The organism is Chryseobacterium sp. AG363, assembly GCF_003610675.1.
GTDB lineage: Bacteria > Bacteroidota > Bacteroidia > Flavobacteriales > Weeksellaceae > Chryseobacterium > Chryseobacterium cucumeris.
This window is the reverse complement of record NZ_RAQF01000002.1, coordinates 555384-568076: the sequence shown is the minus strand read 5'-3', so window position 1 is coordinate 568076 and position 12693 is coordinate 555384. Positions and strand designations below refer to the sequence as shown.

10 protein-coding genes are annotated in these 12693 nt (G+C 34.9%); 2 read left to right on the top strand and 8 right to left on the bottom strand.

The genetic code is table 11. The features are described from left to right. Window positions 1-336: 336 nt before the first annotated feature. From rsgA to DEU39_RS02510, 8 genes are all read right to left on the bottom strand, one after another. A complete protein-coding gene (gene rsgA / locus DEU39_RS02545; protein WP_120230829.1) occupies window positions 337-1263 on the bottom strand; it encodes a ribosome small subunit-dependent GTPase A in 927 nt (308 codons plus the stop codon). 161 nt (window positions 1264-1424) lie between these two features. Then, on the bottom strand, window positions 1425-2504 hold the full coding sequence (locus DEU39_RS02540) for a chorismate mutase (RefSeq protein WP_047431451.1): 1080 nt from the start codon (window positions 2502-2504) through the stop codon (window positions 1425-1427). 400 nt (window positions 2505-2904) lie between these two features. Further along, window positions 2905-3480 (bottom strand): hypothetical protein, encoded by a 576-nt coding sequence (locus DEU39_RS24630; protein WP_228432311.1) that lies wholly within the window; start codon window positions 3478-3480, stop codon window positions 2905-2907. Between the two features lie 38 nt (window positions 3481-3518). Continuing rightward, window positions 3519-4604 carry a DNA polymerase III subunit gamma/tau gene (gene dnaX / locus DEU39_RS02530; RefSeq protein WP_120230828.1) on the bottom strand — a complete coding sequence of 362 codons (1086 nt, stop codon included), beginning with the start codon at window positions 4602-4604 and terminating at the stop codon, window positions 3519-3521. Window positions 4605-4702: 98 nt separating this feature from the next. Next, the gene (locus DEU39_RS02525; RefSeq protein ID WP_034698548.1) at window positions 4703-5335 is read right to left on the bottom strand and encodes a TetR/AcrR family transcriptional regulator; all 633 of its coding nucleotides are present in this window, start codon (window positions 5333-5335) and stop codon (window positions 4703-4705) included. Window positions 5336-5340: 5 nt separating this feature from the next. Beyond that, window positions 5341-6597, bottom strand: a complete 1257-nt coding sequence (locus DEU39_RS02520) for an aminotransferase class I/II-fold pyridoxal phosphate-dependent enzyme (protein WP_062670368.1) — start codon at window positions 6595-6597, stop codon at window positions 5341-5343. Between the two features lie 428 nt (window positions 6598-7025). Further along, window positions 7026-7379, bottom strand: coding sequence for a helix-turn-helix domain-containing protein (locus tag DEU39_RS02515; RefSeq protein WP_062670370.1), 354 nt, complete (start codon window positions 7377-7379; stop codon window positions 7026-7028). 97 nt (window positions 7380-7476) lie between these two features. After that, complete coding sequence (locus DEU39_RS02510; RefSeq protein WP_120230827.1) at window positions 7477-8214, bottom strand: LuxR C-terminal-related transcriptional regulator; 738 nt, start codon at window positions 8212-8214, stop codon at window positions 7477-7479. Window positions 8215-8303: 89 nt separating this feature from the next. Between DEU39_RS02510 and DEU39_RS02505 the strand changes: the two genes are divergently transcribed. Next, window positions 8304-8951, top strand: a complete 648-nt coding sequence (locus DEU39_RS02505; RefSeq protein WP_120230826.1) for a DUF1349 domain-containing protein — start codon at window positions 8304-8306, stop codon at window positions 8949-8951. Between the two features lie 746 nt (window positions 8952-9697). Continuing rightward, window positions 9698-12688 (top strand): ATP-binding protein, encoded by a 2991-nt coding sequence (locus DEU39_RS02500; RefSeq protein ID WP_120230825.1) that lies wholly within the window; start codon window positions 9698-9700, stop codon window positions 12686-12688. Window positions 12689-12693 lie beyond the last annotated feature (5 nt).

Sequence of the window (12693 nt, the reverse complement as noted above, 5' to 3'; positions counted from 1 at the left end):
TATTTTTTGAAAATCCAATCTCATGGTGGTCAGAAATATGACAAAAGTGGAGTTATCTGCCAAAATTGTAAAATTGAAAAGTAGAGTTATTTAAAAACGAATATTTTTTTCATTTAAAAATCAAAAAATAAATTACAAAAAATAAAATCCATCAAATACATTAAACTAATCTTAAAAAAATAATAGCGGTAAATATTATTCTTTAACAAAAGAAAGTACTACCCTTGACAACGGTGTCATTTCGGTAAAATAGTTTTAAACAGAAAAAGAGACCATCCAATGATAGTCTCTATATTATTTCTAACAAAATTTGTTCTGTTAAATAAATTTTATTGATTATTTCTGAGAAGCTTCTTCTGCCTCGTCCATCAATTTAATGTAAGTAGCATAGCGCGAATGCTGAATTTCTCCTGTTTCAAGAGCATCGATAACAGCACATTTAGGTTCATTGATGTGAAGGCAGTTGTGAAATTTACATTCTTCTCTCTTTTTGAAAATTTCAGGAAAGTAATGCTGTACTTCTTCTTTTTCAATATCAATCATTGCAAATTCACGAACTCCGGGAGTATCGATAACGTTTCCTCCAAAATCCCAGAAATGCATCTGGGCGAAAGTTGTGGTGTGCTTACCTTTCAGGTGGGTATCTGAAATTTCAGAAGTTTTTAAATTCAATCCCGGCTGCAAAGCATTCACTAAGGTAGATTTTCCACAGCCTGAGTGGCCAAAGAATACAGATGTTTTATCTTTAAGAATCTCCTGAAGCTGATCCAGATTCAATTTAGAATAGGAAGAAATTTCCAGGGCATCATATCCTATCTCCTGATATAGGAATTCAATATCTTTTACAATTTCAATTTCTTCTTCGTGCAATACATCAATCTTATTAAAAAGAATCAGTGGTGTAATATTATAAGCTTCACAGCATGCCAGGAACCTGTCCAGAAATCCTAATGACGTTTCAGGATGTTTCAGCGTAAAGATAAAGCATGCCAAATCAATATTGGAAGCTATAATATGGGCTTCTTTTGAAAGATTTACCGATTTTCTGATCAGATAATTGGAGCGAGGTTCAATTTTCGTGATCCAGGCTATATCATCCTGTTCCAGCTGGAACTCAACAAAATCTCCTACAGCAAGTGGATTAGTAAGTCTGGTTTTTATTAATTTGAATTTCCCCCGGATTCGGGCCTCGAAAATTTTATTTGTTTCCAATTCCAAAACCTGGTACCAACTGCCTGTAGATTTAATGATTTTTCCTTTCATAGATAATACTGGTACAAATATACGCAATTAGGGCTTAGTATTCAGGAAATAGGTTTAAAAACACATGTTTCAATTGCCCTAAATACTGATGACTAAGCCCTGATTTATTTTTTTTCTGAATATATAGTAAAAATTATACTTCTCTTCCTATTATCCTTAATTTATCTTTCAATCATAATATTATTCTGAACTTCAATAGACTCTTCGTGAATCGCTTTGAATACTTTTTCAATAAACTCCTGAGACATTCCAGTTTCTTTTGCTTTTTGAGTAGCGTATTCTGTAATGACTTTCCAACGTTCAGGCTGGAAGATTGCAATGTCATTTTCCTTTTTAAGTTTACCGATCTTTTCAGAAATTTTCATTCTTTGAGAAAGAAGTTCAATTAACTGGAAGTCAAGATCAGAGATCAAAGTTCTGTGTCTTCCCATCTCTCCTTCAAAACCAGCAAGATTAGAACTTCTCACTTTCAGATTTCCGATAAGGTCTGCAAGAACTTCCGGAGTAATCTGCTGAGAAGCATCACTCCACGCCTCATCAGGATTGCAGTGTGATTCAATGATCGCTCCCTGGTATCCTACGTTAAGTGCTTCCTGAGTAATATCAGCAAGACCAGTTCTGTTTCCGCAGATGTGAGAAGGGTCAATTAACATTGGAATATTTGGAAACTGGCTCTTGAAATCAAGGGCAATCTGCCAGTTCGGGTTGTTTCTGTATTTAGTTTTCTGGTATGTTGAAAATCCTCTGTGAATAACTCCAAGGTTTTTAATGTCCTGTCCTAAAAGTCTTTCCAAAGCTCCGATCCATAATGCAAGATCCGGATTTACAGGGTTTTTCACAAATACCGGCTTATCAGTTCCTCTTAATGCCATTGCAATTTCCTGTACCGTAAACGGGTTCACTGTAGAACGTGCTCCAATCCAAAGAACATCTACATCTGCTTCAAGGGCTGCGAAAACGTGGTGTGCGTTGGCTACTTCAGTCGCTGTTTTAAAACCGTACTCTTCTTTTACTTTTTTCAGCCAGTTCAAACCGATCACTCCTACTCCTTCAAAACCGTTTGGTTTGGTACGGGGTTTCCAGATTCCTGCACGGAAAACTGACACATTGGCATTAGATTCTTTAATTCTCCTTGCCGTTTCAAGCATTTGAGCTTCACTTTCTGCGCTACATGGTCCTGCAATCATTAGAGGCTGTGTAAGCCCATCGATCCATTCATTTTTTAAATCATTTAAATTCATTCTTCTAAATTTTATTGTTTTTTTATATAATTTTTTCGTTAACAGCAATAGCCCTTTGGATTATAAAATTTAATTTATAATTCTTTTCAAAAAATGCCGTTCAAAATTGTTTAAAGGAATCAGGAAAATAATAGGGCTCTACTTCTCCTGTATTTTTTGGAAAGAAATTCAGTTAACAGTACCAATAAAATCGGTAATACGTTCTGAAATTTCTATAATAAGAAGCAGAAAAACTAAAATAACCGCTAAAAAAGTAATTAGCGGGTGCAAAAAAAGACTGATATGTGTTAGTCAAATTTTCCATTTTATTCTGGAAATGTCTTTATTTAGCGTTTCTGGTTGTAATTTGTTTTTGTCAAAAAATTATTTTCGACAGAAATATTTGACAAATATATAAAAATTATGTCAAATCAAACTTCATTAAATCATCAAGATCTTTCAAAAGTGGATTTTTTTCTATAAATTTTTCAAACATTTTTCTTTTCGTCACCACTTCAATCTTCAGATTTTCAACGTCTCTGACGTATTCTACCTCAATAATATGATTCTGAATTTTTCTTTTAAAATGGTTAAAAAATTCTCCACTTATTTTATCAAATTCTACTTTTGCAGAATCTGAAGGGAACAAAACTTTGATTTTATGCTCATCTGCTTTTACCAGTTTGAAGGTCTTGACAGCATTAAATACAAAATTATTTTTTACCTGAAGCTGTTTAAGCATAATTTTCCATTCCATCTGCAGATCTGTATCTGTAAAATGGTTCTGAGGAAGATTATCCGATTTTATCACAACATCTTCTGTTGTTTCGACTTTATCTTCTTTATTCAAAAAGGAATTGATGCTGAAACCGGAAGAGATTCCAGGTCTTGATAATGGTCTGGTGGTTTTTGTTACCGAAACTTCCTGAACTGCCTGAGAAGCTGCAGGTAGCTGTTCTGCTTTAACTTCTTTTTTCTCCTGGGCATTTTCCGGCATCTTCACTTCCTGCTTCTCACTGAGAAACGGAGCCAGTATCAGGAACTTTTTTTTTTAGTATCACCCAAATTAGCTGTCAGTGAAGCCAGCTGCATTAAAGCAATTTCAACCGTAAGTCTTGGGTTTTTGGAATTCTTATAATTAATATCTGCATGGTTACAGATCTCAATACCATCAATAAGCTGCTGGGCGGCCCATTTCTGTCCTTGTTCTACAAATTTAGCCTTGGTTTTCTCTCCTACTTCAATGAGTTCCATGGTGGAAGCATTCTGTGCCATCATCAGATCTCTGAAATGATTTCCTAATCCGGCAATGAAAATATGGGGATCAAAACCTTTCTTTACAATCTCATTGAATGCAAAAAGCACTTCAGGAATTTTGTTTTCCTTGGCGAGATCCACAATATTCAGATATTGATCATAGTCCAGAATGTTGAGTACTTCGGCGGCTTTTGCCAGGGTAATATTTTTCTGGGAGAAGGTAGAAAGTCTGTCGAAGATAGAAAGTGCATCTCTTAATGCACCATCCGCTTTCTGAGCAATCAGGTACAGAGCGTCATCTTCATACTGGATATTTTCTTTTTGGGCAATATTTTTCAGATGACTCTGAATGTCTTCAATGGTAATTCTCTTGAAGTCATAAATCTGACAACGGGATAAAATTGTTGGAATAATTTTATGTTTCTCCGTTGTAGCCAAAATAAAAATAGCATGAGCAGGCGGCTCTTCCAGCGTTTTAAGGAAAGCATTGAAAGCGGCAGAAGACAGCATATGAACCTCATCAATGATATATACTTTGTATTTACCAACCTGAGGTGCAAAACGTACCTGATCTATAAGTTCTCTGATATCATCTACAGAGTTATTGGATGCAGCATCCAATTCATAGATATTGTAAGCAAAGCCATCTTCTGAAACCGAGCCATCTTTCTCATTGATTTTTCTTGCAAGAATTCTGGCACAGGTAGTTTTACCCACACCACGAGGACCGCAAAAAAGTAATGCCTGAGCTAATTGACTTTCTTCAATTGCATGTTCTAAAGTATCCGTAATATGGGATTGCCCTACAACCGTATCAAACTCCTGAGGACGATATTTTCTTGCAGATACTATAAAATTTTCCATTGGCCAAAAGTAAGAAATATAGTTTTAATTTGAAAATTAAAAGTTTTCAAATTATTAACAAAAACGTATTTCTGCTCAAATCGGAAAACTTTCAATTTCTACTTCTTTTTGCTGTATGCAAAGTCGATCAACTCAACAATAGCGGCTTCAACCTCTTTTCTTCCTTCTTCAGTTTTCAGATCGATACCACAAAACTTATTGGCGTTGTACCCTGTATAGAGGTTGAGATAGTAAGCTCCGGAAACAATCAAAGCCATAATTGCTCTGTGTCTTGTTGCTACTCCTTCACCAAAGTAAGGATCTGAGATGTTTCCAAATAAAACTTCTCCAACTTCTTCACGTTGTTCAACCAATTTCTTAAGGATAGGTTTACTTTCTGAAAGTTCCCAAAGGATGATCTTCTGAAGTTCTTTATTTTTCTTCAGGTTTTCGAACTGGTTCAATACAACCATTTTAGTAAGTTCGTGACCACCGTCTGAGAAATCCATATCAACATCCTGGTTGACCTGGCTCCAGTAATCCTGAGATTTGATATATTCATCGATCAGCTTATCAGTACTTCCAAAATACTCATAGATCAATTTTTTATCAAATCCGGCAACAGCAGCTATCTTGCTTACTTTTAATCCGGAATATCCTTTTACTCTTAAAATTTTACCAACTGCAGCAAGCAGTTTCTGCTTTGTTTTTTCTTTGTCCCTAATGGGGCCCTGCACTACTTTTCTAGGCATAATTATTATTTTTTCGCAATATGCAATTTTTTATTAATATCATCAAACGCATTAAGCGTTTTGTCGAGATGTTCTTTTTCGTGTCTTGCCGTAACACTCATCCTTATACGTGCGTCCTTTCTTGGTACAGCCGGATAAAGAATCGGGTTGGTATAGATTCCCATTTCTATTAGTAGTTTTCCAACATCTCCTGTTACATAAGGATCTCCAATTTTTACGGGAACGATCGCAGAGCAGGTTACTCCTGTATCTAATCCTAAATCGTCAAGTCCTTTTTTGAAATAATTGATGTTATCCCAGAGTTTTTCTCTCCAGATAGGTTCTTCGTCAATTAAATCAATGGCTTTAACAATTCCTGCGGATGATGGTGGAGCTGTAGCTGAGAAGATCTGCTGGCGTGAATGGAATCTGATGAATGCAGCTATTTTTTTATCTGCAATGACATAACCTCCCAGATTTCCAAATGTTTTGCTGAATGTACCTGTAATGATGTCTACTTTATCCAATAACCCAGCCTGTTCCAAAGTACCTCTTCCGGTTTCCCCAAGGATGCCGACACCATGCACGTCGTCCACCATTAGAAAGGCATTGTACTTTTTCACAAGGTCATAGATCTCATTAATTCGGGAGGTATCACCATCTTGGGAATATACTCCGTCCACAATAACGAGTTTCGTACGGTACAGATTTTCAGATACCTTCAAAATGTGTTCCAAAGATTCCAAATTATTGTGCGGAAATGTTTTTTTATTGGTAAAAGCACATCCTTCATGTACACTGGCATGCACTGCCATGTCTAAAATAGCAAGATCTTCTTTCTGCATTAAGCACTGTAAACTAGCGCTGTTAGCAGTATATCCGGTAGTAAACACTACGGCTTCATCTTCTGTTCTTTTAAAAAAACTTGAAATTCTTTTTTCTAAAGCATTGTGATAATCAAAGTAGCCACCGATAAGAGGTGTAGCTCCTGTTCCCGTTCCATATTTCTCTATTCCTTCGATAGCGGCCTGCTTTACTTTCGGGTGTTGTGTAAATCCTAAATAATCACTTGATACAAAACTAACAAATTCTCTGTTTTGGTCTGCAATATTTACATTTAGTATTGCATTGGTTCCTGAAGTGTTCTTCAGTCTGTAGTTCATGTGTCCGTTAGACTTTACAAAGTCTAAATATTCATAAAAAATCTCAGCCCTTTGAGCCATATCATTATCTGGTATATTCTCAAAGTCTTTAATAGTTGCTGTTGTGAAATTGATGCTCATCCTTAATCTTGTTTGTTGTGGTTTAAAAGAAACAAATATATAACTATTTAAAAGGCTTAAGCGCCTCTGTTAAGATTAAATATTATTAAAGACACAATATTTTTATCTTATTATCTGGAAACCAAAGTATTTAAATAGACATCTATCTTTTTTAACGTTTTTCGCTTTTGAATTAATTAGTTTTTTCTTACCTAAATTTAATAAAAAAATCAAACAATAAAGAAATATTAATATATAAATAATAAAAAAATGCAATTATTTTTTACAAACAGCTCATTTATAAAAGATTATTTTTCTATTATTTTAACATTTTAATTCACTAAACAGCATTAAAAATACAACAATTCGAGCGTTCAAATCCCTATCCTGAGATAAAAAACAGCGCAAATCTCTTGCAATAGCAATATTAAACAAAAAAAGTAGTCAATTTAAACTTTTTGGGAATTTCTGAAATTTCCGGGAGTAAAGCCGGTCATTTTTTTGAAAAATTTTGAAAAATTGGAAGGATCATAAGTAAAGATACGGGCAATTTCTGCCACAGATCGATCGGATCCCACGAGCATTTGCTTGATCTGAAGAATAATTTTTTCATCATAAAAGAAACAAGGGTGCTGTCCGGTTTCTTTTTTAACGGTATCGGTAAGATGCTTATGGGAAACCGCAAGCTCTCTGGCGATCTCATTCAGCTCCATAAATTCAGAAGCAGCACCGGAAATAACGTCCTGAATATGCTTGTCTAAAAAAGTAAAATACTGCCTGGTAATTTCTTCGCTTCTTTTCATCGTATATGTTTCTTGCTAATGTGTATTCAAGATATAAATTTAATCATTAAGATACAAAGTAAAAAGGTAAGCTTTTCGGATATTTCAAGCTGGATATTTAAGAAAAACTGTCTTTAAAAGCTTGTATAGAATTTTTTACTTTCAGCTTTTCCAGGATATTCTGACGGTGTCTGTTTACCGTATTGACGCTTATAGAAAGCAGGCCTGCAATTTCTTTGCTTGCATATCCCTCTCCTACACATTTTAAAACTTCTAATTCTCTGGGGCTTAAAATATTTTTATAATCGAGCTTATCTTTTACAACCACTTCCCCTTTGATTACATTGACAATCATAAAATCAGGAGCACCGGATGAAGTCAATGCAATATTATAAAGACAAAGAGCAAGCCTAAGTCTGCCGTTATCGGGCGAATAAATATAAAACATACGGTGTTTCACCCATCTGTAGTCTTCATTTTTATCCTTCATCCTTATTTTTGAAACCACACTATATGCCGTACGTTCTTCTATTTCCATGGTCTCCAGCAATTTGAAAAAACGGAGTTCATGGATGTATTTTTTCAGGCGGTCATCAGGGTGTATCTTTTTCAGCATATCTTCTTCCCAGATGGAGTCTATTTCCGCAGGGTTTTCCTCCATCTTTAGCCCAAGTTCATCTGCTGCCGCAGATTTATAAATAAAGCTTTTATTCTCCTGCATATCGCTCAGTACACATATTGCACCTTCCATCTGAGAGTATGCTAACGCTCTCTGTTTATAGATCTCTAGATCAAGTTGGCATTTTTTCAAGGCGCTATCCAGTAATTGATCACTAAGCTGTTCACGGATTTCCATAATGGTTATTTATCAGTATTGACGCAAATGAAGTTTAATAATACTTTTGCTAAAATAATAATTTACCCTTAGAACTTATCCCAAAGAGAATGAAGAAACTGATTTTCTGCTTTTGCGCCTTATCCCTGATTCAAAAGTTGTCCGCCCAGAGTCTTGAGAAAATGACCTGGTTTAATGAACCTGAAAAATGGGAAATCAAAAACAACAGCCTTTCTATGTTTGTAACACCACAGAGCGATTACTGGAGGGTTTCACATTATGGATTCACGGTAGATGACGCTCCTTTCTACTACACCACATATGGCGGCGAATTTGAGGCAAAAGTAAAAATAACCGGCAGTTATAAAGCAAGATTTGACCAGATGGGTCTTATGCTGAGAACAGATCAGGAACATTATATCAAAGCCGGAGTAGAATTTGTAGATGGCAAGTACAATCTCAGCACTGTAGTCACCCACAATAAAAGTGACTGGAGTGTCATTACATTAGAAAAAGCACCTCCTGCCATATGGATAAAAGCGGTGAGAAGACTGGATGCTGTTGAAATATTTTATTCTTTTGATGATAAAAATTATATCATGATGCGGAATGCACCTTTTCAGGATAACATTCCTGTAATGGTTGGATTAATGGCAGCCTGTCCGGACGGAGAAGGATTCAATGCTGTTTTTGAAAACTTCAGAGTAAAACACCTGCCGGATCAGCGCAGACTCAATTGGCTTGAAACCCATCAATAACGATTGAATTACACTTCAATATACAGTCAATTTTATTCACCTCCCAACATTTCCGGGAGGTTTTTTGATTTAAAAAGGGATTCTGAATATTTAATAAAAATAAAAAAAGAGACCGTACTAAAAGTAAACAGTCTCTTTTGTTGTTGAGATAAAAACCGTTTGTGTTCTTAGAATCATTATTTAGACAATAAAGCTTCTTAATTGTTGTGAGAATATTTTTGCAAAAATATGAATATCCATAAGCCCTGACAAAGTTATCATGTAGAATAAACCATCTTTTTTTTGTCGAAGTTTTACTACAAAACAAATTAAATTAAACTTTAACCATTCATATAAAAATTAATAAAATTATTCAGACATGATAATATTTCTCATTTATAAAATTCTAAAACAATTCAGAAATCCAGCACAATACAGAGGTCTATAAAAGATAATTTAAAATGAATGTGATATAAATTTATCACTTATTATTGAAATACAACAATGTGTCAAAAAAAATTGAATGGCTTATTGTCTGCAATACATGATAAAACTTATAGAAAACAAAATATGCAATACTAATTTATCGCCATAATTTCACTATTTTTACACGATCAAAAAATATAAAACACAAAAGACCAGAAAACTTCAATGATAAAAATTTATTCTCAATCGTTCCTGCCTTTTAAAAAAACTTTGACTTGTACAAATACTATTATTAACCGTCTATTGCATTAGCAGCAGATATAGATCAGTTTTGCACATATATGAGAGTTTGGGCATTAATTTTTGCTTGTATCTATCTAAACATTTTCGGGCAGCACTATACATCTACGTGGTATAACATAGATAACGGGCTTCCCCAAAGCAGTGCAAAGGCCATTGTCAAAGACAAATATGGCTTCATCTGGATTTCTACTGAAAACGGACTGGTAAGGTATGACGGGACTTCTTTTATTACCTTTAATAATTTCAGGGTAAATAATCTTCATTTTGGCGAATTTATAGGAGATCCGTGCCTTGACAGCATCACCGTTCTTAATAATTTCCAGGAAAATAAAATTATTATCAGAAACAGGTTTCCTAAACTGGCAAGCCTTACTAAGGGTGATAAAATGACCTATTGCAATGGTACCGATATCCTGCACCGTATTGCCAATAATATCATTACATCGGATTTCTATAATGACGTCCAGTATTTTATTCAGCTTAGAAATTCTGTTTATCATTTTACAGAAAAGAATGCCATCATCTATAAGGAAGGAAAAAAGGAAATAAAAATTGCTTTCCCTTTTACCAATAAAGACCTGAATTACATCTTTGTACTGAATAATCACCTTTTCGTCAATGATCTGAAAAAAAGAAAGACCTACTCCATCTACAAGGGGCAGCTTTCTGTTTCTGATCAACCTACACTTTTTAACCACCCTGATACGAAAATATACTGGCAGCAGATTACCAATCAGACTTTTATTATCAACCACGACAATATTTATCTTTTAGAAGGTAACGAAAAGGATCTCCGTTTGAAATTTCTTGTCAATTTTGAAGAAATCGGAAATCATTCCTACTGCTCGATGTTCTATGATAAAGCGTTCAACAAATTGTACCTGGGAACGCTGAATAATGGTCTGAATGTTCTTCAGCTTTCCAATTTCTATGTATCGAGAAAAGAAGCTGATTTTTCCAGCAATGTATATTTCGCATCTCTTCCTTTCAGCCAAAGTACAATTATTGCTGAGGACGGAACAGAATTCGGAAGAAACGGAATTGTAAACAGCCATCTTTTCGGAAACAATGACAATTATCTGATGATGTATGACGATTCCGGAAATATTCTGATCAAAAAGAGAAACCATATCGTCAGGTTTTATAAAAATTCGGGATATAAAAAAAAGGATTCCACTTTTGTTAAAAAAGGACTTGAAACATTTATGAAAAACGGAAGCCTTTACGGCACTACCTTCACAGATCTTTCAGGCACTCAACTCCATCTGTACAAAAAGGATATATTCAGCCAGCCGGATTACACCTATACTTTTAAAAGTTTTGTCAATATTTTTCATCAATATAATGAGAATGAAATTCTGACCGGAAACAGCGACGGCCTTTATTCCATAGCACTACGAAGCAATGCCATAACTCCTTTGATCAAAAATATTCATGTCAAAAGTATTATCAGGACAAAAGATAATCTGATATGGATTACAACAGAGAAAAACGGCTTCTATTTATTCAGAAATCATAAGCTGATCAAGATGCCAAACGATATGAACAATTATCTCCAGTCGGCTCATTATATTCTTGAAGACCAGAAGGGATATTATTGGATTTCGTCGAATAACGGGATGTTTAAGGTCGCTAAAAAACAATTACTGCAGTATGCGGAAGGCAAAAAAACTTCTGTTTTTTATTATCGTTTCACCAAAAAAGACGGTTTCCTGACCAATGAATTTAATGGAAGCTCGGAGCCTAACGCCTACGCTCTTCCGAACGGAGATTTTGTATTTCCTTCAATGGACGGCTTTGTATTTTTCAATCCGGAAAGTATTCAGACTTATTATCCGGGAAGAAATAACATTTATATTGAACGGGTAAAAATCGGAAATTCTGAGCCTCAGTATTTTCATCAGATCCTTGATTTGAAAAATGATTACAAAACAGCGGATGTCTTTATTGATATTCCTTATTTTTCCAATCCTGAAAACCTTTACATTGAAGCAAAAATATCAGGAAAAGAAAATACCGAATGGGAAAAGATTGCCACAGGAAAAGAATTAAAATACACCATCAGCAACCTTTCTCCCGGAGATTACACCCTGAGGGTAAGAGTATTGATTTCTGCTGACGGGAAATATGAAGAAAAGGTAATACATTTTAAAATTCAGCCTCTTTTTTATCAGACCTTGCTTTTCAGAGTGTCTGCGTCCATTATTATCCTTATTATCATCATCATTATCGTTCAGTTAACCACGAATTTTCTCAGGATAAAAAATAAAGCTTTAAAACAGATTGTTCATAATAAAAACTCTGAACTGAAGGAAACCTCTCTTCACCTGGAGCTCGTAAAAAACAACCTGCAGAAAGAAACAGAATATCAGAAGAAACTGGTGGAAACTATCAGTCATGACATTACCACTCCCATCAGATTTATTGCTATGCTTTCTCAGAAATTACATGAATCTGATGATGTAGAACTTCAGAAAAAATACTTTGACAGTATTTATAAATCTTCCGAACAGCTGTATCAGTTTACCCTGAATTTGAAAGAATACACTGAGCTCTATAAGGCTGAAAATATTTTCGAAGAAAAGGAATATCCCATCAACAGAATCCTGGAGACCAAGAATAAACTGTTCTGTGAAATTGCCAAAGAAAAAGGAACTACGATCACCAATCTTACTGAGGGCGTCATCTATTCCAGGGTAAATGAAAGTATTTTAACAGCCATTATTCATAACCTCCTTGATAATGCTGTTAAGAATACCTCTCAGGGAAACATTACCCTTAGGATTACCGAAAATCTACAAAAATCCACAATAATAATTAGTGACACAGGAACAGGAATGTCTGAGGAACAGATTGCTATCTATATGAATCTGTTCAGAAATCCAAAACTGGAAACCCCCAGTTTTAAAGGAAAAGGATTGGGTCTGCATATGGTTATCCATCTGGTAAAAAAGATCAATGCTGAAATGAATTTCAGGCAAAACCATCCTAAGGGAACTGTTGTGGAAGTAACGCTCAAAAAAAACTAATCTTT

Coding starts and splice junctions, on each gene's coding strand:
- dnaX (WP_120230828.1), bottom strand. CDS start 4,604: ATGGAAAATTTTATAGTATCTGCAAGAAAATATCGTCCTCAGGAGTTT.
- rsgA (WP_120230829.1), bottom strand. CDS start 1,263: ATGAAAGGAAAAATCATTAAATCTACAGGCAGTTGGTACCAGGTTTTG.
- DEU39_RS02540 (WP_047431451.1), bottom strand. CDS start 2,504: ATGAATTTAAATGATTTAAAAAATGAATGGATCGATGGGCTTACACAG.
- DEU39_RS02510 (WP_120230827.1), bottom strand. CDS start 8,214: ATGGAAATCCGTGAACAGCTTAGTGATCAATTACTGGATAGCGCCTTG.
- DEU39_RS02500 (WP_120230825.1), top strand. CDS start 9,698: ATGAGAGTTTGGGCATTAATTTTTGCTTGTATCTATCTAAACATTTTC.
- DEU39_RS02525 (WP_034698548.1), bottom strand. CDS start 5,335: ATGCCTAGAAAAGTAGTGCAGGGCCCCATTAGGGACAAAGAAAAAACA.
- DEU39_RS02505 (WP_120230826.1), top strand. CDS start 8,304: ATGAAGAAACTGATTTTCTGCTTTTGCGCCTTATCCCTGATTCAAAAG.
- DEU39_RS02520 (WP_062670368.1), bottom strand. CDS start 6,597: ATGAGCATCAATTTCACAACAGCAACTATTAAAGACTTTGAGAATATA.
- DEU39_RS02515 (WP_062670370.1), bottom strand. CDS start 7,379: ATGAAAAGAAGCGAAGAAATTACCAGGCAGTATTTTACTTTTTTAGAC.
- DEU39_RS24630 (WP_228432311.1), bottom strand. CDS start 3,480: ATGCCGGAAAATGCCCAGGAGAAAAAAGAAGTTAAAGCAGAACAGCTA.